General features: G+C 59.1%; 24 protein-coding genes. 21 read left to right on the top strand and 3 right to left on the bottom strand.

Annotated elements, in window-relative coordinates:
• Positions 1-13: 13 nt before the first annotated feature.
• Positions 14-1,210, bottom strand: coding sequence for a plasmid partitioning protein RepA (repA, locus tag GGQ73_RS16730; protein WP_012478027.1), 1,197 nt, complete (start codon positions 1,208-1,210; stop codon positions 14-16).
• Between the two features lie 365 nt (positions 1,211-1,575).
• Here repA and traI point away from each other — a divergent pair, with 365 nt between their 5' ends.
• The 13 genes from traI (at position 1,576) to GGQ73_RS16665 (ending at position 12,842) form a co-directional block, all read left to right on the top strand.
• Positions 1,576-2,214, top strand: a complete 639-nt coding sequence (traI, locus tag GGQ73_RS16725; RefSeq protein ID WP_173994888.1) for an acyl-homoserine-lactone synthase — start codon at positions 1,576-1,578, stop codon at positions 2,212-2,214.
• Positions 2,211-3,182, top strand: a complete 972-nt coding sequence (gene trbB, locus GGQ73_RS16720; RefSeq protein ID WP_065657566.1) for a P-type conjugative transfer ATPase TrbB — start codon at positions 2,211-2,213, stop codon at positions 3,180-3,182. The genes traI and trbB overlap by 4 nt, the downstream gene beginning before the upstream one ends.
• Positions 3,172-3,576 (top strand): conjugal transfer pilin TrbC, encoded by a 405-nt coding sequence (gene trbC / locus GGQ73_RS16715; protein ID WP_065657565.1) that lies wholly within the window; start codon positions 3,172-3,174, stop codon positions 3,574-3,576. Before trbB ends, trbC begins: the two co-directional genes overlap by 11 nt.
• Positions 3,569-3,868 carry a conjugal transfer protein TrbD gene (locus GGQ73_RS16710; RefSeq protein WP_065657564.1) on the top strand — a complete coding sequence of 100 codons (300 nt, stop codon included), beginning with the start codon at positions 3,569-3,571 and terminating at the stop codon, positions 3,866-3,868. Before trbC ends, GGQ73_RS16710 begins: the two co-directional genes overlap by 8 nt.
• 10 nt (positions 3,869-3,878) lie before the next feature.
• Complete coding sequence (locus tag GGQ73_RS16705; RefSeq protein ID WP_173994886.1) at positions 3,879-6,344, top strand: conjugal transfer protein TrbE; 2,466 nt, start codon at positions 3,879-3,881, stop codon at positions 6,342-6,344.
• On the top strand, positions 6,316-7,125 hold the full coding sequence (gene trbJ, locus GGQ73_RS16700) for a P-type conjugative transfer protein TrbJ (protein WP_173994884.1): 810 nt from the start codon (positions 6,316-6,318) through the stop codon (positions 7,123-7,125). The genes GGQ73_RS16705 and trbJ overlap by 29 nt, the downstream gene beginning before the upstream one ends.
• Positions 7,122-7,349: an entry exclusion protein TrbK gene (trbK, locus tag GGQ73_RS16695; protein WP_173994883.1), complete on the top strand. Its 228-nt coding sequence runs from the start codon at positions 7,122-7,124 to the stop codon at positions 7,347-7,349. Before trbJ ends, trbK begins: the two co-directional genes overlap by 4 nt.
• Positions 7,343-8,533, top strand: coding sequence for a P-type conjugative transfer protein TrbL (gene trbL / locus GGQ73_RS16690; protein WP_173994881.1), 1,191 nt, complete (start codon positions 7,343-7,345; stop codon positions 8,531-8,533). The genes trbK and trbL overlap by 7 nt, the downstream gene beginning before the upstream one ends.
• 14 nt (positions 8,534-8,547) lie before the next feature.
• Entirely contained in the window at positions 8,548-9,210 is a 663-nt protein-coding gene (locus GGQ73_RS16685; protein ID WP_065657560.1) for a conjugal transfer protein TrbF, read from the top strand.
• 16 nt (positions 9,211-9,226) lie between these two features.
• Positions 9,227-10,081: a P-type conjugative transfer protein TrbG gene (gene trbG, locus GGQ73_RS16680; RefSeq protein WP_173994880.1), complete on the top strand. Its 855-nt coding sequence runs from the start codon at positions 9,227-9,229 to the stop codon at positions 10,079-10,081.
• On the top strand, positions 10,081-10,557 hold the full coding sequence (gene trbH / locus GGQ73_RS16675; RefSeq protein WP_065657558.1) for a conjugal transfer protein TrbH: 477 nt from the start codon (positions 10,081-10,083) through the stop codon (positions 10,555-10,557). Before trbG ends, trbH begins: the two co-directional genes overlap by 1 nt.
• 11 nt (positions 10,558-10,568) lie before the next feature.
• Positions 10,569-11,879, top strand: a complete 1,311-nt coding sequence (gene trbI / locus GGQ73_RS16670) for an IncP-type conjugal transfer protein TrbI (RefSeq protein WP_065657557.1) — start codon at positions 10,569-10,571, stop codon at positions 11,877-11,879.
• 198 nt (positions 11,880-12,077) lie between these two features.
• Complete coding sequence (locus tag GGQ73_RS16665; protein ID WP_065657556.1) at positions 12,078-12,842, top strand: glutamine amidotransferase; 765 nt, start codon at positions 12,078-12,080, stop codon at positions 12,840-12,842.
• Between the two features lie 120 nt (positions 12,843-12,962).
• Here GGQ73_RS16665 and GGQ73_RS16660 read toward each other — a convergent pair whose 3' ends face one another.
• Complete coding sequence (locus GGQ73_RS16660; RefSeq protein WP_065657555.1) at positions 12,963-13,865, bottom strand: LysR family transcriptional regulator; 903 nt, start codon at positions 13,863-13,865, stop codon at positions 12,963-12,965.
• Positions 13,866-13,973: 108 nt separating this feature from the next.
• Between GGQ73_RS16660 and GGQ73_RS16655 the strand changes: the two genes are divergently transcribed.
• The 8 genes from GGQ73_RS16655 (at position 13,974) to GGQ73_RS16620 (ending at position 24,766) form a co-directional block, all read left to right on the top strand.
• Positions 13,974-16,055 carry a hydantoinase/oxoprolinase family protein gene (locus tag GGQ73_RS16655; protein ID WP_233279015.1) on the top strand — a complete coding sequence of 694 codons (2,082 nt, stop codon included), beginning with the start codon at positions 13,974-13,976 and terminating at the stop codon, positions 16,053-16,055.
• Complete coding sequence (locus tag GGQ73_RS16650; RefSeq protein WP_173994878.1) at positions 16,055-17,665, top strand: hydantoinase B/oxoprolinase family protein; 1,611 nt, start codon at positions 16,055-16,057, stop codon at positions 17,663-17,665. Before GGQ73_RS16655 ends, GGQ73_RS16650 begins: the two co-directional genes overlap by 1 nt.
• 22 nt (positions 17,666-17,687) lie before the next feature.
• Positions 17,688-18,734, top strand: coding sequence for an SIS domain-containing protein (locus GGQ73_RS16645; protein ID WP_065657553.1), 1,047 nt, complete (start codon positions 17,688-17,690; stop codon positions 18,732-18,734).
• Between the two features lie 123 nt (positions 18,735-18,857).
• Entirely contained in the window at positions 18,858-19,658 is an 801-nt protein-coding gene (locus GGQ73_RS16640) for a fructoselysine 6-kinase (protein WP_065657552.1), read from the top strand.
• An 11-nt stretch (positions 19,659-19,669) separates the two neighbouring features.
• Complete coding sequence (locus tag GGQ73_RS16635) at positions 19,670-21,373, top strand: ABC transporter ATP-binding protein (RefSeq protein WP_065657551.1); 1,704 nt, start codon at positions 19,670-19,672, stop codon at positions 21,371-21,373.
• Positions 21,370-22,344, top strand: coding sequence for an ABC transporter permease (locus tag GGQ73_RS16630; protein WP_065657550.1), 975 nt, complete (start codon positions 21,370-21,372; stop codon positions 22,342-22,344). Before GGQ73_RS16635 ends, GGQ73_RS16630 begins: the two co-directional genes overlap by 4 nt.
• A complete protein-coding gene (locus GGQ73_RS16625; RefSeq protein ID WP_032489956.1) occupies positions 22,341-23,180 on the top strand; it encodes an ABC transporter permease in 840 nt (279 codons plus the stop codon). The genes GGQ73_RS16630 and GGQ73_RS16625 overlap by 4 nt, the downstream gene beginning before the upstream one ends.
• A gap of 50 nt (positions 23,181-23,230) precedes the next feature.
• The gene (locus GGQ73_RS16620) at positions 23,231-24,766 is read left to right on the top strand and encodes an ABC transporter substrate-binding protein (RefSeq protein WP_065657549.1); all 1,536 of its coding nucleotides are present in this window, start codon (positions 23,231-23,233) and stop codon (positions 24,764-24,766) included.
• A gap of 100 nt (positions 24,767-24,866) precedes the next feature.
• Here GGQ73_RS16620 and GGQ73_RS16615 read toward each other — a convergent pair whose 3' ends face one another.
• Positions 24,867-25,976 (bottom strand): LacI family DNA-binding transcriptional regulator, encoded by a 1,110-nt coding sequence (locus GGQ73_RS16615; RefSeq protein ID WP_234911001.1) that lies wholly within the window; start codon positions 25,974-25,976, stop codon positions 24,867-24,869.
• Between the last annotated feature and the right edge of the window lie 3 nt (positions 25,977-25,979).

The following is a 25,979-nucleotide window of genomic DNA, read 5'->3' as shown; positions in this document are numbered from 1 at the left end:
GATGCGAGCGTCCTCATTTGCGCCCCCATGCGCTTTGAATGAGCTGTGCGATTTCAGTGTTTACATTGTCCAGCGACTCCATCGCTCTGTCGTAGGTCGCGCGCGTAAACTGGTCACGGCTGACTTCATAGAGGGTCTGCTTTGTAATCCCCGCGTCGGAGATAGCTGTGCTTTTCAACATTGGATGATTTAGGACATGGTCGCCGAACATTGTCCTCATAAACGACACCATCTGGTTCTGAGGACCATCACCTGGCTCGTAGCGAGTGACAAGGTACCGCATCCAGTCGTAATTCATGCTTCCGCCTGCATCGGCGACGACGCTTAGCAATTCCGACGTCATCAAAAGAAACTGGCACATCGACATGACGTCCAGCATTTGCGGATGAACCGTGACGAGAACGGCGGTCGCTGCACAGAGAGCGGAAATGGTGAGAAAGCCAAGCTGTGGAGGGCAATCCACGACGACGACATCGTAGTCGTCCGCGACTGAAGCAATCGCATCGTCCATGCGCGTGAAAAAGATGTTCTTCCGATCGTTCGAGCCCAAGACCTTTGCTGTATCGTGTTCGAACTCCATCAGCTCAAGGTTTCCTGGCACCAGGTCGAGGTTGGCGAAGTAGGTCTTCTTGATCACGTCTTTCAACGGGCGACGCTCAGCGTCATAGCGCATCGCACCGTATAGCGTCTCATTGTCCTTGACGTCGAACTCCGGCTGGAACCCGTGTAGTGCCGACATACTGGCCTGTGGATCAAGATCGATGGCAAGAACACGATAGCCGTTCAGGGCGAGATATTGCGCCAAGTGCGCAGCTGTCGTGGTCTTGCCACTGCCACCTTTGAAATTGACAACGGTGATGACCTGCAGATGCTCTTTACCTGAACGTTTGGGGGAATAACGCCGATCGTTTTTTCCGGTTAGATCAAGATATTCTCGAAGGGCCTGAATCGTTTCGACGCTATAGGAGCGACGATTGTTGTTTCCAATTTCGGGCTGAGGGCCTTTCCCTTCGATCGAGAGGTGACGAAGGTATCCGTCATTGACACCGATAAGCTTCGCAGCCTCCGTCGAGGAGAAGGAACGCAAGGTTTTCCGCGCCTCTGGCGGATACAACTTTACACGATGTTCGTGCAGCGCACCGGAGAGGTCTCGCGCGTGGGCCGCGATCAGTTTATGAATAGCCTTTTGAAGCTGAGCCGGATTTTCCACGACTTCCTCTCGTACACACGGTAATTTTCGTAAACACACCTATTTATCGTGGATAGCACAACCGATTCCAGCACGGTTTGCAAGATATTTAAAGTTAATCAATAGTTAACACGTTTTCGTTGTGTCAGAGACCTATCCCGATTCTTTGATTTGAATCTGTCACTTACACCTGTTTGCGCAAGTCGATCTCGTTGGGACGACATGCAGATTTGCACATGAATCTCCTCCGCCTAGCTCACCACACGCTCACACTCTAAGAGCCGGACCAGCGACTCGCTAGAATCACCTTAGGTGCAGATCTGCACATAGGCACACGCGTCGCGGCGTGATTTCCTTTCACACGACCTGTTCATGCGGAGATCATCATGCGGATATTGACCGTCGCGCCCGAGAAATACGACCGCCATCGCGACTTCCTGAGACAGATGCACCGTCTTCGCGCGACGGTATTTGGCGGACGTCTCGCCTGGGACGTCTCCATCACCGTGGGAGAGGAGCGTGACCAGTACGATGATTGCAGCCCGACTTATCTTCTGGCAATTGCCGACGGTGGAAAGGTCGCAGGTTGCGTTCGTCTTCTTCCAGCTTCTGGCCCGACCATGCTGGAGCAAACCTTTCCCCAGCTTCTCGATACGGGTTCGCTTGGGGGGCATTCAGGCATGATCGAGAGTTCGCGCTTCTGCGTCGATACCTCACTTGTCTTACAGAGGGAGGGGAGCACACTGAATCTTGCGACGCTCACCTTGTTCGCCGGTATCATCGAATGGTCGATCGCGAGCGGCTACAGTGAAATCGTCACGGCCACCGATCTCCGCTTCGAGCGCATCCTGAAGCGCGCCGGTTGGCCGATGACGCGACTTGGCGAACCCGTCGCGATCGGCAACACCGTCGCCATCGCCGGACGTTTGCCTGCCGACCGAATGAGCTTCGAACGGGTCTGCCCGCCGGGATACCGTTCAATCATCGCAGACGACGACGGCCGACCGTTCAGGAGCGCAGCGTGACCCAGCTTCGCTCCCATCCGCGCCTTGTCCGCAAACTCCAGGACGCGCTCGGCGACCAGCTTTGCGTCGCCCTTGATGACGCGACGGTCGTCGAGATCATGCTCAATCCCGATGGTCGACTGTTTATCGAGCGGCTCGGTCATGGGGTCGAATCAGCCGGCGCAATGACGCCTGCCGCCGCCGAAGTCGTGATCGGCAGTGTCGCTCATGCCCTGCAGTCGGAGGCAGACGGCGAGCGACCGATTATCTCTGGCGAACTGCCGATCGGCGGACACCGTTTCGAGGGCCTGTTGCCACCGATCGTATCCGGGCCGGCATTCACGATCCGGCGGAGGGCGTCGCGCCTCATACCGCTCGACGATTATGTGACGTCGAAAGTGATGACCGAGCGCCAGGCTTCCGCCATCCGCAGCGCGATCGATTCCCGCATGAACATTGTCATCTCAGGCGGGACGGGCTCCGGCAAGACGACGCTCGCCAATGCGATCATTGGCGAGATCGTCGCGTCCGCTCCGAACGATCGCATGGTCATTCTCGAAGACACCACCGAAATCCAGTGCGCCGCCGAGAACGCTGTCTCACTGCATACCAGCGATACGGTCGACATGGCGCGGCTCCTCAAAAGCACGATGCGACTGCGTCCCGACCGCATCATTGTCGGGGAGGTCCGGGATGGCGCGGCACTCACACTGCTGAAGGCCTGGAACACCGGCCATCCCGGCGGAGTCACAACGATCCATTCCAACACGGCGATGTCGGCCCTACGGCGACTGGAGCAACTGACGGCGGAAGCCAGCCAGCAGCCAATGCAGGAAGTGATCGGCGAGGCCGTCGATCTTGTCGTCTCCATCGAACGCACGGGGAAGGGGAGGCGGGTCCGCGAGGTCATCCATATCGAAGGATACCGCAACAGCCACTACCAGACCGAACATTACGCCCAGATCGACGAGGACAGCCATGTCGCGTAAGACCCATCTCATTCTCACAGTCACAGCATTGGCCCTCGTTTCGTTCGGCTCAATGGATGCGGCACTGGCATCTTCCGGTGGCGGCAGTCTGCCATGGGAATCCCCACTCCAGCAGATCCAGCAGTCGATTACCGGTCCCGTCGCCGGCTTCATCGCGCTTGCGGCCGTCGCCATCGCTGGTGCGATGCTGATCTTCGGCGGCGAACTGAACGACTTTGCCCGACGGCTTTGCTACGTCGCGCTGGTCGGTGGCGTGTTGCTCGGCGCCACGCAGATCGTCGCCCTGTTCGGCGCGACAGGGGCGTCGATCGGCGAGCTTCATTCGCAGGCTAACCGGTTCGATTATTCACCCTCCGCCACGCTCATTGAAAGAGGGGAGGGGGATCGTGGCTGAATCTGGCTCGGCTCTCGTGCGGTCGCGGGTTCATCGGGCGCTATCACGTCCGAACCTGCTGATGGGCGCCGATCGTGAGTTGGTGTTGCTGACGGCGCTGGCCGCCATCATCCTGATCTTCGTGGTGCTGACCTGGTATGCAGCACTGTTCGGGATCGCGATCTGGCTGGTCGCGGTTGCAGCGCTTCGCATGATGGCCAAGGCCGATCCGCTGATGCGGCGCGTCTATGTCCGCCACATCTCCTACAAGACATTCTACCGCGCGACATCGTCGCCGTGGCGCAAATTCTGAAGGGGTCGAGATGGTCGTCCTCAAATCCTTCCGTCATTCCGGGCCATCCTTCGCCGATCTCGTGCCCTATGCTGGTCTGGTCGATAACGGCGTCATCCTGCTGAAGGACGGCTCGCTGATGGCCGGCTGGTACTTTGCCGGCCCTGACAGCGAAAGCTCGACGGACGCCGAGCGCAACGATGTCTCTCGCCAGATCAATGCGATCCTGTCGCGGCTTGGCTCCGGCTGGATGATTCAGGTCGAGGCCGTCCGGGTGCCGACCGCGGATTACCCGCAACGGCCCGACTGCCATTTTCCTGATCTCGTCACCCGCGCTATCGATGCGGAACGACGGGCACATTTCCAGAAGGAAAGAGGGCATTTCGAGAGCCGGCATGCCTTGATCCTGACCTGGCGGCCGCCGGAGCCACGCCGCTCTGGCCTGACCCGCTATATCTATTCGGACACCGCCAGCCGGTCCGCAACTCACGCCGACAAGGCGCTGGACAGCTTTCTCTCCTCAATCCGGGAGGTTGAGCAGTATCTCGCCAATGTCGTATCCATCCGCCGGATGATGACACGCGAGACGTCGGAGCGCGGTGGCTTTCGTGTTGCCCGATATGACGAGCTCTTCCAGTTCATCCGCTTTTGCGTCACCGGTGAGAACCATCCGGTTCGCCTGCCGGAAATCCCCATGTATCTCGACTGGCTGGTGACGGCGGAACTCCAGCACGGGCTGACGCCGCTCATCGAGAATCGCTTTCTTGGCGTCGTCGCGATCGACGGCCTGCCTGCGGAAAGCTGGCCCGGCATTCTCAACGCGCTCGATCTGATGCCGCTGACCTATCGCTGGTCGTCCCGCTTCGTTTTCCTCGATGCTGAGGAAGCAAGGGCGCGCCTTGAGCGCACCCGCAAGAAGTGGCAGCAGAAGGTACGGCCGTTCTTCGACCAGCTGTTCCAGACGCAATCACGCTCGGTCGATCAGGACGCCATGCTGATGGTGGCGGAAACTGAGGACGCCATTGCCGAAGCCTCCTCGCAGCTTGTCGCCTATGGCTACTACACGCCGGTCATCGTGATCTTTGAAGAAGATGCGATCCGCCTCCAGGAAAAGTGCGAGGCGATCCGCCGTCTGATCCAGGCCGAAGGTTTTGGTGCGAGGATCGAAACGTTGAACGCCACGGATGCGTTTCTTGGCAGCCTGCCCGGCGTCTCTTATGCCAATATCCGCGAGCCGCTGGTCAACACCCGCAATCTTGCCGACCTCATTCCGCTGAACTCTATCTGGTCCGGAAGTCCGAACGCGCCTTGCCCATTCTATCCGCCGACCTCGCCACCCTTGATGCAGGTGGCATCCGGCTCGACACCATTCCGGCTGAACCTGCATGTGGACGATGTCGGACATACGCTGATCTTCGGCCCAACCGGTTCCGGCAAATCGACGCTGCTGGCGCTGATTGCCGCGCAGTTCCGACGTTATGCCGATGCCCAGGTGTTCGCCTTCGACAAGGGCGGCTCGATGCTGCCGCTGACGCTCGGCCTCAACGGCGATCACTATCAGATCGGCGATATCGGCCCGTCGGCTGGTCGTGCGGTGAGGGCGCTTGCCTTTTGCCCGCTCGCCGAACTGTCGAGCGACGGTGACCGAGCCTGGGCCTCCGAGTGGATCGAGATACTGGTGGCGCTGCAAGGTGTGACAATCACCCCGGACTATCGCAACGCCATCTCCAGGCAGTTGGCGCTGATGGCGGAATCCCGCGGCCGCTCGCTGTCGGACTTCGTTTCCGGCGTGCAGATGCGCGAGATCAAGGACGCGCTGCATCACTATACCGTCGATGGTCCGATGGGCCAGTTGCTCGACGCCGAAGAGGACGGTCTGGCGCTTGGCGCGTTCCAGTGCTTCGAGATCGAGGAGTTGATAAACATGGGCGAGCGCAATCTCGTTCCCGTTCTCACCTATCTGTTCCGCCGTATCGAAAAACGCCTGACCGGTGCGCCCAGCCTGATCATCCTCGATGAGGCCTGGCTGATGCTGGGCCATCCGGTGTTTCGCGACAAGATCCGGGAATGGCTGAAAGTGCTGCGCAAGGCCAACTGCGCCGTGGTGCTCGCCACACAGTCGATCTCGGATGCCGAGCGCTCCGGCATCATCGATGTCCTGAAAGAGTCGTGCCCAACGAAAATCTGCCTGCCGAACGGGGCGGCCCGCGAGCCCGGCACGCGAGAATTCTACGAGCGCATCGGCTTCAACGAGCGGCAGATCGAGATCGTCGCAACCGCCATTCCGAAGCGGGACTATTATGTCGTCTCGCCCGAAGGCCGCCGCCTGTTCGACATGGCGCTCGGACCGGTAGCGCTCTCCTTCGTCGGAGCATCCGGGAAGGAAGACCTGAAACGGATCCGCTCCCTGCATTCCGAACACGGGGCAAATTGGCCTCTTCATTGGCTCCAGCAAAGGGGGATCGCCCATGCCGATAAGCTCTTCCCGGTTGAATAGGATATTGCGCGTCGCACTCAGTGCGGTCGCTACGTTCTCCTGGACTCTCCCTGTTCCCGTCCATGCCGGTGGCGTGACCGGTCAGGCGACCGAATGGACGCAGCTCGCCAACAACGCCGAACTCATCTCGTTGGTCGGCAAATCGGCGGACCAAGTCAACAACCAAATCACGCAGATCTCACAGCTGGCCGAGCAGATCCAGAACCAACTCAAGATCTACCAGAACATGTTGCAGAACACGGCGCAGCTGCCCAACCATATCTGGGGCCAGGTCGAAAGCGACCTGCAGAACCTGCAAAACGTCGTTACCCAGGGGCAGGGCGTCGCCTTCTCGATGGGCAACATCGATGATGTGCTGAAGCAGCGCTTCCAGAGTTTTTCCGAGATGAAGGGTAACCTGCCGGATGGCGCGAGCTTTTCCTCGACCTACCAGACCTGGTCCGACACCAATCGCGACACGATCGCCGGGACGCTGAAGGCCGCGAACCTGACGGCAGAGCAGTTCTCCAGCGAGGAAAGCACGATGTCGTCTCTGCGCTCCATGTCGAAATCATCGGACGGCCAGATGAAGGCGCTGCAGGTCGGCCACCAGATTGCCGCCCAGCAGGTAGCGCAGATGCAAAAGCTTCGCGGTCTCGTTTCCCAGCAGATGACCATGATGGGCACCTGGTTCCAGTCGGAGCAGGCGCAAAAGGATCTCGCCCAAGCGCGCCGGGAAAAATTCTTCAGCGGAAGCGAGCATGACATCCGCGGTGGACAAACGATGGAGCCTCGGTGGTGAGCCCGCGTCTGATCATAATCCTCGTGGTGGCAGTAATCCTGGCTGCTGGTGGCACCGTGAGCTGGAGGCTGATCCAGCCCCAGCCCACCTCGGTATCCGGTTCAGGTGCAGGCGCAACCGGTCCCTCTTCCAATGCACAAAAGCGCCAACATCGCGAACAGTTCTTTGGCGGTGATACCACCCGCGATATTCGCGGCGGCCAGGAGATGAAGCCACGATGGTAGCGGCGCCTCCTTCCCGCAAGTTTGAACTTGCTTTGATAGTGATCGGCGTTGCGCTGATCGCAACCACCCCCGCCCTCGCGCAACAGGGTCAGGTACTGACCACCCTAGAAAACTCCGTCGTCATCGCTGCCAAGGGCTGGGAAACGACCGTGATGAACGCGGCGCGGTCGCTGTTCTGGATCCTCGCCGGGATTGAGGTCGGGATTGCCGCTGTGTGGCTGGCGATCAATGCAGCCTCGCTCGACAGCTGGTTCGCGGAACTCGTCAAGCGCATCATGTTCATCGGTCTCTTCGCCTTTGTCCTCAACGAAGGGCCAGCGTTCGCCAAGGCCGTGGTCGACAGCCTCTATCAGATCGGCGCCGGCGGCGGTTCAGCCTCACCGGCCAATATCTTTGATGCCGGAATCCGCGTTGCGACGAAAATGTCGGAGCTGGCGACGTTCGGCATCTTCGAGGACAATGCACTGGCGATCGCCGCCGTCTTCGCCATGGTCGTCGTCGTCGTGTCCTTCTCGCTCGTTGCGGCAATCTTCGTCGCCGTCATGGTGGAGATGTATGTCGGTCTGCTTGCCGGCATGATCATGCTCGGGCTTGGCGGCTCATCCTACACCAAGGATTTTGCCGTCAAATATCTGGTCTATGCCTTCTCGGTCGGCATGAAACTGATGGCGCTGGTGATGATCGCCAAGATCGGCTCCGATATTTTGCTCGGTCTTGCCGAAGCGCCGACGGCGACCTCCGAACAGTTCATCACGACGCTTGCCATTGCGGGTATCTCCGTCGTGGTGTTCGTCATCGCCATGTATGTGCCGCCCATCCTGCAAGGCGCAGTCCAGGGCGCATCGGTGGGCGGCGGCATGGAAGCCATTCGTCACGGTGGGCAAGCTGCCTCTGCCGCACTCGGCGCCGGGTTCCTCACGATCGGCGCGGCCAACCGGGGCTTTGAGGCAGCAAGTGCGGCTAGGGCAGGGGGAGCGTCACTGGCAGGTGCCGCCATGCGCGGGTTGGAAGCCGGCATTGGGGGAGCGGCCGGCGCAGTTGGCTCGGCTGCTAAGGACAAGGCCATCGGCTCGCCCGGCGCCTATGCCGGTTCGATGCTCGGCCTCGCCAACGCCAAGCTCGACCAGCAATCCGGCCGGCCCGGTACACCGCCGCCACCACCGCCGATCAATGACAAGAAATAAGAGGCTGACAGCGCATGGCTGGAACCACTCCACCAGACAACCCCTATATCGCTGCGCGCAACGAATGGAACGAACGCTACGGCTCATACGTAAAAGCGGCCGCCGCCTGGCGCATCGTCGGCATCACCGGCATGACCGTGGCCGTCATCGGTTTCGGCTATGCCCTCTATCAGAGCACGCAGGTGAAGCTGATCCCCTATATCGTCGAGGTCGACAAGCTCGGGACAGCCGTCAATGCCGGCTTTCCGCAACAGATCGAATATGCTGATCCGCGCGTGGTGCGCGCCACGCTCGGCAGTTTCGTCTCGAACTTCCGCTCCGTCACGCCCGACGCCGTCGTCCAGAAACAATATATCGACCGGACCTACGGGCTGCTGCGGACATCCGATCCGGCTACCGAAAAAGTCAATGCCTGGTTCCGCTCGAACTCGCCGTTCGAAAAGGCGAAGACCGCGACCGTGGCCATCGAGGTCAACAATATCGTCGCGCTATCGAACCAGAGTTATCAGGTTGACTGGACCGAATTCGAGCGCGATCGGCGAGGCAAGGAAACGGCGACACGCCGCTTCCGCGGCATCGCCACTGTGACGCTGACGCCGCCCCAGGATGAGGGCGTCATCCGTCTCAATCCAATCGGTCTCTATCTCCGCGACTTCGACTGGACAGCACAGCTTTGAAAGGCATGGCCCGAGCATGAATATCAGACACAGAAGACAACGGGCTGCCATGGCCATCGGCCTCCTGGTTTTGGCGATCGCCCCCTTTACCGTCCTCGGCCCGCTGACTGCGCTTGCCGCAGATGGTGTCACCGCCAACGAGGCGAAAGGCATTGGGCTGTCGACCCAATGGCGCGGGTCGAAAGGCCTGGTCACCAAAGGCGCCGATGGCAAGGTGATCTTTCTTTACGGCGAGATCCAGCCATCGGTCGTCTGCTCACCGTTGCAGGTCTGCGATATCGAACTTCAGGGCGGCGAGGTGGTGCGCGATGTGCTGGTCGGCGATACGGTGCGCTGGAAGGTCGAGACGGCGACCTCGGGTGCTGCCGGTGGTCAGGCGATCCATCTGATCGTCAAACCCTCAGAGCCCGGTCTTGTCACCTCAATGGTGGTGACCACATCCCGGCGGACATATCATATCCAGCTCAAGTCGCATCCAACGCAATATATGGCCCGCGTCGGCTTCGAATATCCCGAGGATGTTTCCTCGAAACTTGCCGACGTCAACGCGCGGCTTGAAGCAAGTACGATCCCCGGCGCCGGGGTACCAGCGGAGCACTTAAGCTTTTCCTATTCCATATCGGGCAGTGTCGGCTGGCGGCCGACACGGGTCTATTCGGACGGATTGAAAACCTACATCCAGTTCCCGCGGTCGATCTCGGGTCAGGACGCGCCGGTTCTCTTTGTCGTTTCCGGCGGCCAGAACCGTATCGTCAACTACCGCATGAAAAACAATGTGATGGTGGTGGATTACAATATCGACCGCGCCGTGCTCGTCTCGGGCGTCGGCTGGAAACAACAAAAGGTGACGATCAGCAGGGGAGGGCGGTGATGAAGATTCTTGCCTTCATTCGACGCCCCCTGAACCGTATACCCGGCCTTGCTGCCGCCTGCATCCTCGCCATCCTCCTTTCCGGGTGCCAATCGATCGACACAGAAGGTCTTGTCACCAGCAACGCGCCGCCCGAAATCTTGAGCCCGGCGGCGAGCGCCATTGCAGGCGACATGGTCAGCCGCCTTGCCGAACAGATCGGGCCGGGCAAGGCAACCGTTGCCCTGAAGGCGGATACCTCACCCTTCGGGCAGGCACTGGAGGCGGCCCTGAAGGGATGGGGCTATGCCGTCGTCACCGACCAGAAGACGGATAGCGGAACGACCGTCGTCCCACTTGCCTATGTGATCATGCCATTCGAGGGCCAAGTGCTGGCGCGCCTCTCGACCAACAGCGTCGAACTCGGCCGCGCTTACACGGTGACGTCGACCGGAGCGACGCCGATGAGCGCGCTTTCGCTGCTGCGGCGCGGGTGAGGGAGAAGATCATGGTGCAATCCCTCAAACTCGGCGGCGCGCAGAACAGTCAGGCGGCATCGGGCATCCGCCGGATCAATCGCCTGCCGATCGTCGTCGTCATCGTGCTGGCACTCGCCTTCCTCGGCATCATCTTTTATGGGCTCGCGTCGCGCGGGCTTTATTTTGGGAAGGATGCCGGCCCGGACACCAGTTCCGGCGATCCCGCCTCGACCTTTGCCGATCAGATCAAGCGCGGCGTCACCGACGGTATTATCGGCGAACCGCAGCAGCAGACGACGTTTCAGCCGACACCTGTCGAGACGAAGCAGGTGGACGAAAACGTCAGCAATCCGCTCACCCCGACGCCGGAGCAGCGGCAGGAACAGCGTCGCGGACAGGAACTGGAGCCGGAGGCGGTTTGGCGGGCGCGTCTCGAGCGCGAGCAACAGGAGCAATATCTCAGGGAGAGACAGCGCCAGCGCATGGCAAGGCTCCAGGCGAACGATGCTGCCTATGACGCGCCGCTCACCATCGATCGCGGCAAGCTGGAGGCACGTACGGCAACAGACGATACTTCGGCCGCCAATACATCGACTGCGATCTCGACGACGGCAGGCGCTTCCGATCTCTATGCCGCCGCCTTGCGTGCCGGCCTCGGCGGCCAGAACATTGATCCCAATGGGCAGAAGAGCAAGGAGGATTTCTTCAACACGGACCTCAAGGACCTCGGCTATCTGCCGAACCGTGTTGTCCCGCAGCAGTCACTCTATGAGCTCAAACGGGGCTCGGTTATCCCGGCGACCTTGATTACTGGTATTAATTCCGACCTGCCCGGCCGCATCACTGCTCAGGTCAGCCAGAACGTCTATGACAGCGCGACCGGACATCGCCTGCTGATCCCGCAGGGCACGAAGCTATTCGGCCGCTACGACAGCAAGGTCTCGTTTGGCCAGAGCCGCATTCTCGTCGTTTGGTCCGATATTATCTTCCCTGATGGATCGACACTGCAGATCGGCGGCATGGCAGGGACCGATGCTGAAGGCTATGGCGGCTTCAAGGACAAGGTGAACAATCACTATCTGAAAACCTTCGGCTCGGCGGTGATGATTGCGCTGATCGGGACCGGGATCGACATGTCCGTGCCACAGAGTTCGACGCTCGCAACGCAAGACACGGCGTCAGATGCAGCGAGGCGGAATTTCGCGGAGACCTTCGGGCGGGTTGCTGATCGGACCATACAGAAAAACATGGATGTGCAGCCGACACTGGAAATCCGGCCTGGCTACAAATTCAATGTCCTTGTCGATCAGGATATCGTGTTTCCAGGAGCATATCGGTAGTTGGTGTGGGCATCGTCTTCGGGGTCTAGATCGCCGTCAAGCCTCGCCTGACAACCAGACGGTGATCCCGCGTGCGATCATGTTGCAGTCAACAAAGATTCTTGACACCTTCACCCGAATCTGAGACCGCTCTCAGAACAATTCAAATCTTCACTTGGGCAGCATCCCGCGCCCTTTCCAGTTAAGGATAACCTCCTCATGAAGCCAGTGTTGCTTGCCGGCGAATCATTCCACACAACCTTTCTTTCATCGAAAGGGCTGGAAGTGCGAGCCTCCGCCCGCTATTCGAACGGCGCGGTGAGGTTTGTCGAAGCCCTCACGAACAACGGAATAACGGTTGTTCAAATCGGAGGAGAACGCTGCGAAGCGGAGTTCCCGAAAACTTTCTCTGAGCTCGAAAAATATGCCGCCGTTATAATTTCCGATGTTGGGGCGCTTTCGCTGCTATACACTCCCGAAACACGCATCGGCAAAAGATCGGTCAATCGCCTGGAACTGCTCCGCGAGTGGGCTGCGCGTGGTGGCGGCCTAATGATGGCTGGAGGATACACCTCCTATCAAGGCATCGACGGCTCGGCTATGTTTCACGGTACCCCGATTGAAGAGGCTCTTCCCGTTACGCTCCACGCCGGCCCTGACGGACTGGAGGCGCCAGAAGGTCTCGACCCGATTATTGAGAAAGGCGAACACCCTATTCTTTCCGGGGTACCAGCAAGCATTCCCTATGTTCTCGGGCTCAACCGCGTTCAGCTTCGGTCGGATGATGGCTCGATAAATTTGGTCCATTGCGAAAGCCGTGGGCAGAAACTTCCGCTGCTGTCGGTCCGCCAATATGAATCAGGAAGAACACTGGCTTGGACGACCGACATTGCACCGCATTGGCTTTCCGATGAATTCATGCGTTGGGACGGTTACGACGCGCTGATGGTCAACATGGTTCGTTGGCTCGCGCAGGAGATTTAGACTGGGCGGCAAAAATGATGGGCAGGCAGTAACAGGTTTCTCTGCCGACTACGCCAGTGGGGCTCATGAATGCTGCATGAGGCGGCGGGGCTATTCTGTTTGAGAATAGAGCTGCCTGGTTCAGCCGGGATCCTGTTCCAGCACTTCCTTTAACATTCCAACGAAGGTTTGCGCTGCCAGCGAGAGAGGCCGGCGCTTGGGGATAATCATGCCGACTGAGACTGGAATGCGCGGCTCGAACTGACGCACCACGATATGGTCCAGCTCGTTGGCATCCCACACAGAGAAATGATCAACGAGGGCCACGCCCCGGCCACGCTCCACAAGGCGGCGAATGAGCTGGCTCTGGTTCGAGATCAGGGTATTTGATGGCTTGACGCCCTCGTCGGACAGAGAGCGGAAGATCGCTGCGCCGAACGGTACCGACCGTGGGTACGTCACAAATGGCTGGTCGGCAATGTCGCTCGACAGAACGATCCGGTGTTTCGCAAGCGGATGGTCCGGCGGCATGATGCAGACCATGGATGAGGTTTTAAGCGTCTGAGTCATCAAGTCGGATTCGTGCTCGGGATGGTGTACCAGACCGAAATCGTAATTCCCGCGACTGACATAGGTGTGGATCTTGTCGGAATCGAGCAGGTCCACCTGTACCTGAATTCCAGGATAGAGATCGTTGAAACGCTCGATCGCCATGGGGATGAGGGCGGTGCTGAAAGCCGACAAAATACCTATGTTGACATAGCCCTGCGTCATCGCCGTCAGATCAAGCGACAGGTTTTCGAACACGGTCAGCTCGTCCATGAGACGTGCTGCGTGTGAAAAAAGCAGTTCCGCCTCGGGAGTGGGTCGAAGCCGTCCAGCGCTCCGCTCGAAAAGTCGTACACCCGCGAAATCCTCAAGCTGTTTCAGCGACTTGCTGGCGTTGGGCTGAGTGGTGTGAAGTACGAGCGCCGCCTCCGTCACCGAGCCGGTTTTCATGAAGGCGGCAAGAGTGTCGAGATGTCTGAGTTTGATCCGTCTCATATCGCTCTCCTCGCATATTCCATTTTGGAATGGAAAGCTTGAATAATTGAATTTTACTAGATGCGATAGGTGTTTTTAGATCGTGGTCATGAGAGGCAAGGCAGCGGCATGAAGCCAAGGCCACAGCGCAAAGACCAGAGCATCATGGGCAATATCAGGGTCGGCATTGATGTCGGCGGAACCTTCACAGACTTTACGGTCCTCGACGACGAAACGGGCGGCATGCGTCACTTCAAAGTGTCCTCGACACCGCATGATCCGTCGGAAGCGATCGAGATCGGCATTACCGGTTTCGGCAAACGTGGGCTTCAATCGTCCGACGTGGTGCATTTCGGTCATGGCACCACGGTCGCGACAAACATGGTTATCGAGCGTCGCGGCGGCAAAACCGGCCTGTTGACAACCGAAGGTTTTCGCGACGTGCTTGAGATCGGCCGCCAGACCCGCCCGGACCTTTTCGACATGAGCGTTCGCAAGCCCGATCCGCTGGTCGTGCGCCCGCTGCGTCTTGAAGTCGCCGAACGTCTCGGTCCTGCCGGCGAGGTCATCGTGCCCCTTGACGATGCCGGTGTTGAAGCGGCCGCCAAACGGTTCAAGGAAGAGGGCGTAGAGGCGGTCGCGATCGGCTTCCTCCACTCTTACCGCAACCCAGCTCACGAACAACGCGCCGCCGAGATCATTCGCCAGCACCTTCCGGATGTCTTCATCTCTCTTTCAAGCGATGTTCTGCCGGAGTTCCGGGAGTATGAGCGCATCTCCACCACGGTCATGAACGCTTATCTCATGCCGCGCATGGACGGCTATCTCGAACGGTTCATGGCCCGGTCGCGCAAGGCGGGCGTGAAAGCCAAGCCTTATACCATCCATTCCAACGGTGGCCTGATGTCCACCGAGACTGCCCGCAATTATCCGGTCCGTACCTGCCTTTCCGGTCCGGCCGCGGGCGTCGTCGGTGCATCGCTGGTGGGCAAGGCAGCCTCATTCCCCAACATCATCACCTATGACGTCGGCGGCACCTCGACCGACGTCGCGCTGATCGCCAATGGCAAGCCGGCCTATTCCACCGACCGCGATGTTGCTGGTTACTCTATCCGCTGCCCGATGGTCGACGTGCATGTGATCGGCGCTGGCGGCGGCTCGATCGCCTGGCTCGATGATGCCGGCGGCCTGAAAGTCGGCCCGCAGAGCGCGGCTGCCGTGCCGGGACCTGCCGCATATGGTAAGGGGGGCACGGACGCGACGATCTCGGATGCCAATATCGTCCTGCAGCGGCTCAACCCAGTCGCACTTCTCGACGGTGCCATGCCGGTCGATCGCGAGGCGGCTCTCAGGGCCATCGGTGCAGTCGCAACGCAGATCGGGCGGTCGGTCGAAGACACGGCCTGGGGCATCATCCGCATCGCGGTCGCCAATATGGCCCGCGCGATCCGCGCGGTTTCGATGGATAAGGGGCATGACCTCAAATCCTTCGCGCTGATGGCATTCGGCGGTGCTGGCCCGCTCCATTCCTCACTCGTGGCCGCGGAAACTGGCCTGAAAACCGTCATCATCCCGGAATCTCCCGGCACGATGTGCGCCCGCGGCGTGCTTCTGTCGGATGTAACGCGCGACTTCGTCTCGACGCAGATCAAGTGGGCACAGGGCGAGGCTTGGCTCGATATCGCATCGGCTCTCCAGGGCCTGGAGCTGCAGGCGAAAGAATGGCTGGAAGCAGAAACCATCCCTGACGAGAAGCGTGCGCTCCAGCATATTGCCGAAGCCCGTTATGCTGGACAGAACCACGAAATCCGCGTCGAGGGCATTCTGTCCACTGCGGAAGATTTCACCACTCGTTTCGCCGAAGCCCATCGTGTCGTTTATGGGTACGCGCTGGAAAACCATCCGGTAGAGATCGTCAACCTGCGCGTCCAGGCGATTGGCCATGCCGGCCGGCCGCTCCAGACAGTCGACGGCGCCGCAGGCTCCATGAAGGACGCCATCGTCGGTGAGCGCGAGGTCTATATCGATCCGCAGGCGGGATGGCAGACTGTGCCGGTCTATAAACGTCCGGCCATGCCGCAGGGCGAGACTTTCACAGGTCCGGCGATCGTCGAGGAACTCACCTCCACGACCTACATCCTCCCAGGCCAGTCCGGCGTCGTCGATGCCTATGGCAACATCATTCTTAGCTTTGTGAAGGACCGTGCGTGATGCAGCAGCACGTCAAACCACCGCGCGAATTCGACACCATCGAAATGGAGGTCTACTCCAATCGGTTCATGTCGATTACGGATGAAATGGGCTTGAGCCTCGTGCGCTCATCCTTCTCGACCAATATCAAGGAGCGCAAGGACTGCTCCGTCGGCCTCTTCGACGGCCGTGGCCGCCTCATCGTCCAGGCCTCGCATATCCCGGTGCATCTGGGCTCCCTGCAGGGAGGCGTCGCGGCGGTTCTCGAAAACTACAGGCTCGAGGATATCAAGCCGGGTGACGCATTCATCTGCAACGACCCCTATCTTGCCGGTGGTTCGCACACGCCGGATATCTCGATCCTGACACCCGTCTTCTACCAAGGCCGGCTCTGCTTCTTCGCCGCCAATCTCGGCCACCATTCGGATGTCGGCGGCGGTGTTCCGGGCTCCTGCGATCCGAGCCAGACGAGCATCTTCGCTGAGGGCATCCGTATTCCGGTGCTGAAAATCGCTCGTGAGGGCGTGTTGGACGAGCAGATCGTCAGGTTGATCAGCACCAACAGCCGCGACCCGCTGGAGCGCATTCTGGACCTGAAGGTACAGATCGCCACCAACGAGATCGGCGAGCGCAAGTTAGTAGCGCTCGCCGATCAGTTCGGCATTGCCACGATCGAGAAAGCGATCGACGATCTGATCGCTTATTCGGAAAGCCGCCTGCGCAAGCGAATCCAGGAAATGCCGGATGGGATCTATACCGGTGAGGCGTTCATCGACGGCGACGGGGTCGGTTTCGATCCCTGCCGCATCCAGGTTGCCATCAAGGTGGAAGGCGACGGCATCACCTTCGATTTCACCGACACGGACGTTCAGGCGCGGGGCGCGGTCAACATCCCGAAGACCGCCCTCGACGCCACCTGCTACTACACGATCAAGGCGTTGCTCGATCCGTCTCTGCCGCCGAACGAAGGCATGGCCCTTCCGGTCTCGATCATCGCGGAAGAGGGCACTCTGGTTCGCCCGAAATTCCCGGCCGCGGTCGGCATCCGCTCGACGAGCTGCCAGCGTGTCGTGCGCGCCATCTTCCAGGCATTCGCCGATCTCCTGCCGAAGGAAAAGGTCTTTGCCTCTTCCGCCGACATGAACGCGACGATGATCTTTTTTGGTCCGCACAAGACACGCGAAGGCAACTTCGTATATCTCGAAACTGTCGGCGGTGGTGCCGGTGCCAGCCTCGAGCACGACGGCATGAACGGCATTCAGGTCCACATTACAAACACTTCCAACCTGCCTGCCGAAGCGCTCGAAATCGAATATCCACTGATGGTCCGTCGCTACGCGCTTGCCACCGGCTCCGGCGGCGAAGGTCAGCAAACCGGCGGCATGGGCATCGTCCGGGAAGTGGTCGCCATGACCGACGGCGTGCGGGCAAACGCGTCCTGCGAAGGTCTTCGCACCCCCGCGGACGGCGTGTTCGGCGGCGGCCAGGGAGAGGTCGCTCGGCTGAAGTTCGCGACGGCCGATGGCGCCGTCAAGGAATACGACATCTCGATCACCAACATCCTCATGAACCGCGGGGACAGCCTGTTCCTGCAGACACCGGGCGGCGGCGGCTTCGGCAGCGCGTCCTGAATTCACACGGAGAATGAACATTATGGCTCTCGAAAACCTGACGCCGAGCGACGAACAGATCAAGTCCGCTCCCAACCCGAATTACTTGGAAGGGGACTATCTGAAGGGCGTCCTTGAAATGGCGTTCCGGGATGGCAATCCGGTCGCGGAAAAGCTGGTGAAGGACGTTTTTTCCGCGCGCCAGATCGAATCCGTTTATCTTGTAGGCTCAGGCGGTTCGAACTCCTACATCGAACCGGTCAAATACATCCTCGACAAGTATTGCGACCTGCGCATCGAGCGCATCAACTCCACCGAGCTCGAAACGCGCCGTCCCAAGCCTGTCAATGAGACGGCGGTGGTGCTGATCACCTCGCATAACGGCGAAACCGAAGACGCGCTGGTTGCCGCACGCTGGGCGAAGACGACAGGCGCAGTCACGGTCGCGCTGACTTCGGGAACCGAAAGCGGATTGGCCAAGATTTGCGATTATCTGCTGCCCTACAGCAAGGAACTGCCGGGCATGCCGAAGACGCTGGTGGCATATCTCTTCGCCGCGCATCTACTTCAGCATCTCGGCAATCCGGTCGGCGCGCAGCTCGTCCGCGATCTCGAAGCGATGCCTGCCAGGCTGCACGAAATCAAGGATGCCGAGCGCGAGCGCGGCATGGAACTCGCCCGCCGTTACAAGGACGAGAACATCTACTACGTGCTATCCAGCGGCATTCTTTCGGCGCTCAATTACCAGTATTCGATCTGTATCTTTAACGAGATGCTGTGGCTCGATGCTTCCGACATCCATTCGGGCGAATTCCGTCATGGCCCCTACGAGGTGGCGGATGCCGACATGGCCTACGTCTTCCTGATGGACAATGGCGAGAACCGCAAGATCGACCAGCGAGCGTTGAAATTCACTCGCCGCGTGACCGACAAGATCATCACGTTCGATGCCGGCCGCTACGAAGACGTTTCGCCGCTCCTCTCGCCTTTCGTGATCGGCGTCACCTGGTACTGGTTTGCCCACACGCTTTCGGTGCTGCGCGAGCATCCGCTCAGCGTTCGTCGCTACATGTGGAAAGTCGATTACTGATGACGAAGATGTCCGTCCATGTCGTGCTCGATCCCGATGCGAGAATCCGCATCAGTAAAGCAATGCATCGGCGGACGTCTCATCCAAATCAAACCGCATGACAGAAAAGGCGGTCGGGGAAAGATGAAAGAAGAGAAAAAATATTCAAGCCTCAAGGTCCTCGGGCTCGGCGCCGAAGCGGCTTTTCTTGGAACGTTCGGCACGGACGCCGCCGGAAGGCATGTTCGCGCCACACTTCAAGGCCTTGCGATACAGACGTCATTCTGCCGGATTGTCGAACGTGAGAACGGGCATGCGGACGTCCACGTCGTTGACGGAAATCGTGAATTCATTTTCTCAAACAAGGGCGGTGTCGCGCGTGAAAACCCTTTCACGCCGTGTGATACTGACCTCAACTATGTGTCCCATTTCGACCTCGTGCATACGAGCTGTTACAGCTACCTGAATGCACATCTCGGAGCATTGAATGGCGCCAGCGCTCTGCTCTCGTATGACTTTTCCTATCGCTGGCAGGTGGATGAGCTGATCGGCACCTTGACGCCGCATCTCGATTTTGCAGCAATCTCTGCCGGCGATGTAGGCCGCGAACGCGGAATTGCAGCTCTTCGCGAAGCCGTTTCCAACGGATGCAGCCTAGCCTTGGCTACCTTCGGGCCGGACGGCGCCACGGCCTACAATGGCGAGGCATTCGTTTCGGTTCTGCCAAAGCCTGCCGCTATCGTTGATACACTTGGCGCTGGCGACGCCTTCATCACGGCAACACTTCTTTCTTTACTCGCGTCCGGCTGGACGCGAGGCGTCCGACCTTCTGCGGATGCCATCTCGATTGCGATGAACAAAGGCAGCCAGTTTGCAGCCGAGATCTGCGGGATCGAGGGAGCATTCGGTCATGCCGCTCCCATCGCAACCAACGAACACGTGTGAGAGGAGGTCGGATGCTCGAAGTCAAGAACCTCTCAATCGCTTTCAAGACCGGTACGGGGCTGAGGTCGGCCGTACGCAATATGGATTTCACCATCCGACCGGGCGAAATCCTCGGCCTGGTGGGCGAGAGCGGCAGCGGAAAGACCATCACATCGCTCGCAGTCATGGGCCTTCTGCCACCGAACGCGGCGGTCACCGGTGGCGAGGTTCTGGTCGACGGCGTCGATATCCTGAAACTGTCGTCGGCAGAGCTGCGCAGGCTGCGTGGCAGCCATATTGCTATGATCTTCCAGGATCCAATAGCGTCGCTCGATCCGATCTTCACCTGCGGCGACCAAATCGTTGAGGCGATTCTTTTGCATGAGCCGATCGGTCGCGGGAATGCGCGCCGCAAGGCCCGCGAACTTCTGGAAAAAGTGCTAATCCCCGATCCCGATCGCGCCATGCGCTCCTATCCTCACGAGCTGTCCGGCGGTCAGTGCCAGCGCATCATGATCGCGATGGCTGTCGCTTGCCGGCCACACATCATTATCGCCGACGAGCCGACAACAGCGCTCGACGTAACGGTCCAAAAGCAGGTGCTCGAACTACTTCGCGAATTGAATGCAGATGTAGGCGCTGCCATCCTGTTGATCACGCATGATCTCGGTGTCATCTACGAAGTGGCTGACCGTGTCGTCGTCATGTATGCAGGCGACAAGATGGAGGAGGCGACGACCGCCGATCTCTTCTCCAGGCCTCAAAGCGACTATTCCCGGGCGCTGATCGATTCTATGCCGTCGCTTGGTGGCGATGCCGAACGGCTGCCAGTGATCGAGCGCGACTCAACGGGCAAGGCGCGCAGTGTCCGGCCGGAACCGCGTCGCCGTCCTGCATCTTCTGGACCAATCCCGATCGAGGCTGACCGCCCCCTTCTTGAAATCCGTGATCTCTGCAAGTCCTATTGGCTGAAACCTTCGCCTCTTGCCATGCCCGTCGAGATGCGTGCCGTCGATCGAGTGAGCCTATCGGTCGCGCCGCGAACGACGCTTGGCCTCGTCGGGGAATCCGGCTGCGGAAAGAGCACACTCTCCCGCGCCGTTATCCGGCTCTTTAAGCCTGATTCCGGGAAGATCCTGTTCAAGGGAAAAGACATAGCAGGGCTTTCTGACAGGGACATGCTGCCGTTCCGGCGCGAGATCGCCATGGTATTCCAGAACCCGTACGGTTCGCTTAACCCGCGCCAGACGGTCGCCCAATTGGTGGAGGCGCCAATGGTGATATTCGCCAACGGTGATGCGTCGGAGCGTCAAGCGCGAGTTCGGACGTTGCTCGAAGCCGTTGGCTTGCCTGCAACCGCTGCTCAAAAGTACCCCCATGAATTCTCTGGCGGCCAGCGGCAGAGAATTGCCATCGCGCGTGCGCTTGCTCTCAACCCATCGCTCGTAATCTGCGACGAAGCTGTCTCCGCGCTCGACGTATCCGTCCAGGCCCAGGTGCTCAATCTCCTCAAAGATCTGCAGGCAGAATTCGACCTGACCTATCTCTTCATCTCCCACGATCTTTCTGTCGTGAAATATGTCAGCGATACAGTCGCGGTGATGCGGAAAGGCAGGATCGTCGAATCCGGCGAGACGTCCGCAGTCTTCAGTGATCCCCAGGATGCCTACACCCGCATGTTGCTCGAGGCCGTACCAACTGTCGGTTCGACACTCGGTGGAAAGGAGGGCGCATGAGTGCCTCGGTCGGAGCTCTGCTCCTGGTCGCACGAAAGTTGCTGACGGCTTTCATTCAGCTTCTTGTCGTCGCCACCCTCATTTTCTCCGTCATGTACATCATGCCCGGCGACCCTGTGCTCCTGCTGCTCGGCGCTGATAGCAACCCGTCGCCAGAGGCGATCGCCTCGATGCGAGCTCAGCTTGGCCTCGACCAGCCGGTCATATCGCAGTATTTCGTTTGGCTGCGGAATGCGCTGCATCTCGATTTCGGCAAATCGCTGACAAATGGATATCCGGTCGCCAACTATGTGATGCAGAATCTGCCGCGCACGCTGGAACTCGCCTTCGCGGCGATCATCATTGCAGCGCTAATCGGCGTTCCAATTGGCATTGCAGCAGCCCTGAAGCGCGGAAGCACGCGCGACACGGTGCTGACTTCGATCGCAACGATCGGCATTTCGGTGCCCGTTTACATCGTTGGCACGCTTCTGGTGTTGTTCTTCAGCGTCAAGCTCGGCTGGCTTCCGGCTAGCGGTTACACGGATATCTCGCGAAACGTACTTGAACATTTTCGTAAGTTGGCCTTGCCGGCCTTCGCCCTGGGCTTTGGCCTCGCCGCGTCGATTGCCCGTATGACGCGTTCTTCGGTGCTGGAAATTCTCGGCCGCGACTTCGTGCGAGCGTTGCGCGCCAAGGGCATGCCGGAGCGGCGGATCATCTGGCAGCACGTTTTGCGAAATGCAGCGATTCCGATCGTCACGATCATCGGCCTGCAGCTCGGCAACCTGATGGGCGGAACGGTTCTTGTCGAGGCCATGTTCAATTGGCCGGGGCTGAGCACGCTTCTTGTTGGAGCGGTGTCGGCCCGCAACTATCCGCTTGTTCAGGGTTCGATGCTCGCCATCGCCGCTGCCTTCATACTGATCAACCTGATCGTGGAACTGCTCTACAGTTTGCTCGATCCCCGCATACGGAGGAAAAGCTCTTGATCCCCGAGGCAATTCTCCGCGCCACCCGCAGCGAGCCGGCCTTCCTTGCCAGTATTCTGCTTCTCGTTGTTGTCATGTTCATTGGCATCTTCGGCAACTGGCTTGCGCCGCAAGACCCGTTCCTTCTCAATCCAGAGAGCGTCAATCAAGGCAGTTCGGTGGCTCATTGGTTGGGCACCGACGAATTTGGCCGCGATCTCTTGAGCCGCCTTCTCATCGGTGTCCAACCGACGCTGATGGTCGCGCTTGGCGCTACGTTGATCGCCGGATTTTTTGGGACCTTCATCGGCATCGCTGGCGCTTATGGCCGGCCCCTGACCGCCTTTCTGATCATGCGCGGCGTCGATATCATGCTGAGCTTTCCGCCGATCCTGCTCGCGCTGCTTGCGGTCGGTTTCTGGAAAAGCGGCGTCCTGAGCCTCGCCGTGGTGATCGGTGTCCTCTACATTCCACATTTCGCCCGCGTTGCACATGCCGCAACCCTCCAGGTCTCACGGATGGCGTTCATGGAGGCGGAGCACGCGATGGGCGCCTCCACCCGGCGGGTAGTCTTGACCGCGATCTTGCCAAACATCCTGTCTCCGTTGGTCGTGCAGGCAACTTTGACCGTAGCAGCCGCCATCCTGTTGGAATCCGGCCTAAGCTTCCTCGGCCTTGGCATCGTGCCTCCTGAGCCCTCCTGGGGCCAGATGATTGGGACGGCGCGCGGTTACCTTAGCCAGAACCCGATGTACGTCATCTGGCCTTCCCTTCTTCTCGCAATGACGGTTCTCGCCATCAATGTGGTCGGCGACCGGCTGCGCGACATTCTCGATCCACGACTCAGGGAGGAGTAACGGACATGGAAATCTCGCATCAACCAAGACAAGTAAAAAAGGGGTACAGCATGAAAGGGAAGATATTCGGGGTCGCTTTGGCCCTTGCATCGGGCGTCTTCGCTCAACAGGCGTTTGCCGCAGATGGCGGTTCGCTGTATTTCGGCCTATCCGGCGAACCGTCGACGCTTGAAAGCACGATCAATGCCGGCGCGCCGGCGCGCACGATAAGGCTAGCAATCCATCGCGGCCTCTTCAACTATGGTCCGGATGGAAAGCTCTCGTCCGAACTGGCGGAAAGCTATGACGTCTCCCCGGATGCGCTGACCTATACGTTCAAGCTCCGAGACGCAAAGTTTCACGACGGTTCTCCGGTCACGTCAGCGGATGTCAAGGCGTCCATCGAGCGCGTGACTGCCAAGGACAGCAAGGCGACCTATAGAAATGAGCTCGGCGTCATCCAGTCGATTGAGACGCCGGATCCCAAGACAGTTAAGCTTGTGCTCTCGAAGCCCTTTGTGCCGCTGGTCCATTACCTGGCTCTTCCGGAATCTGCGATTATTCCGGCCGCCTGGATCAAGGCGCATGGCAGCGATCCGAATGCCGCGCCAATTGGCGCCGGTCCTTTCAAGTTCGTCAACTGGGAACGCGGTCGTGAACTGACCGTTGAGAAGTTCGACAGTTATTACAAGAAGGGCAAGCCGCATCTCGATGACGTCCACTACGTCTTCTACGGTGACGAGAATACACGTGTGAACGCGCTGAAATCCGGCGACGTCGACATCATCGACTATGTTCCGTGGAAGGATGCCGCATCGATCGAGGGAAGCTCCGACTTGAAGCTGGCGAGCACCACCGGCCCGTTTATGATGCTTCAGTTCAATACCAAGTTCGAGCCGTTCTCCAAGCCGGAAGTGCGCCAAGCAATTTCCTATGCAATCGACCGTGCCACGGTGATCAACACCGCCTTCAACGGTCGCGGCACACCACTCTATGGCATCGCAATTCCGGAAGGCTACATGGGCTATTCCAAGGATAAGGCAAACTTCTTCAAATACGACCCCGCCAAGGCGAAAGAGATGTTGGCAAAGGCGGGCTATCCGAACGGTTTCGAAGCTAGGCTGCTTTCCACATCGCAGTACGGCTTCCACAACAACACGGCGATTGCGGTTCAGGCCGAACTCGCAAAGATCGGGATCAAGACCAAGCTTGACCTGCCGGACTGGTCCGGCCGCATCGCCAAGAACAACGCGGGGGACTACGATTTCCTTGTCGCCGGCACTGCAGGCGATATCGCCGATCCAGATTGGCTAAGTAACTTCTTCTACGGTGGCCAACAACTTGTGCGGCTCAATAATTCGGCCTATTTCGACGACGAGGTTATCAACAATCTGCTCGATAAAGGCCGCGTTACACTTGACCCCGTCGAGCGTGAGAAAATCTACAGCCAGTTCGTCGATCGTGCGCTCGAACAGTCGCCGTTCGTTTACCTGATGTGGCGTGACCAGAGTTTTGGTCTCAACAAGAAGGTTAAGGGCTTCACCAACATTCCTGGCTTCCTGACATTCCAATCAGGGTTCACCGTCGAGAACGTCGAAGTCGAATAAAATTGATGCCAAATGGAGCGACCGCCCCCCTGTCCTTGGAGCGCGGTCACTCCATCATTTTGTCGATTATTGCAAATCGCGCAAGCATCGATCGTCCCAATCAGACATATGGCGGTGCTGCAACGGACTTCCGGATTATCAGATGGGTTGAGAGAACGCGGCAGCGTGGTGACTCGCTCGGGTCGGTAATTCGTTGCAGAAGAACCTGGGCACTCTCAAAGCCCAATTCGTAGACCGGTTGAGACACGACCGTGATTGGCGGACTGGTAACACTCGTCCAGTCGGCATCGTGAAACGCGATGAGTGAAACGTCGTCAGGAATGTTCATCCCAAGCTGATGCAACGTCTTGAAGACCTGCAACGCCACCAGATTGTCGGAAGCTATGATAGCGGTTGGCCGTTGTTTACCTTGGAGGAGGTCGGCTATGATAGCTTCGCCCTTCCCACGGCGGCCCACACTCAGGCGAATGTACTGCTCAGGACTTTCAATGCCCGCCGCACGGCTTGCCTCGAGGACGCCCTCAATTCGCTCCATGACGGTGCTGAGATGGATTTGATGCAGTCCGCGATAGACAGGATCGTCTGAAACTGTAGCTGAGATATAGGCAATCCTGCGGTGCCCTGCATCAATGAGAGTACGAGTAGCGGTCAAAGCAGCCTGGCGATCGTCAGCGACGACGGCATCTACACTGAGACCCTGAACGGTCCTGTCGAGAAGCACAAGCGGCCTGCCGGACTGTTGTACTTCATGCAAATGTTCAACATCCTTGAAGGACGACGGCGCCACGATCAGACCGTCTACCCGCTTGCCGAGCAACACACGCACCGCAGCCTTTTCCCGCGTCAGATCCTCTCCCGAATTGGAAAGGACCACATCGAACCCCGCGCTGGCGGCCGCGTCGCTAATGCCGCGCACGGCCAGACCGAAATACGGGTTCTCAATGTCTCCGACGATGACGCCGATCGTGTTCGATTTACCCGTCGTCATACTGCGCGCAAGTTCATTCGGCTGGTAACCGAGCTTCTTCGCAGCTTCGAGAACCTTGTCTTTAACTTCCGTACTCACGGTGCTGTAGTTGCCGAGAACCCGGGCTGCCGTCGCTTTGGAGACGCCCGCGCTCCGCGCCACGTCAGAAACAGTTACAAGCCGTTTCGAAATCACTTTTCCCGCCATGCTCTCACACATAAGCAAAATGCCAATGAGCGTCAAGAA

Source organism: Rhizobium skierniewicense, assembly GCF_014196515.1.
Taxonomy (GTDB): domain Bacteria; phylum Pseudomonadota; class Alphaproteobacteria; order Rhizobiales; family Rhizobiaceae; genus Agrobacterium; species Agrobacterium skierniewicense.
Note: the sequence above shows the minus strand (reverse complement) of the source record. Positions and strands in the feature narration are given on the sequence as shown.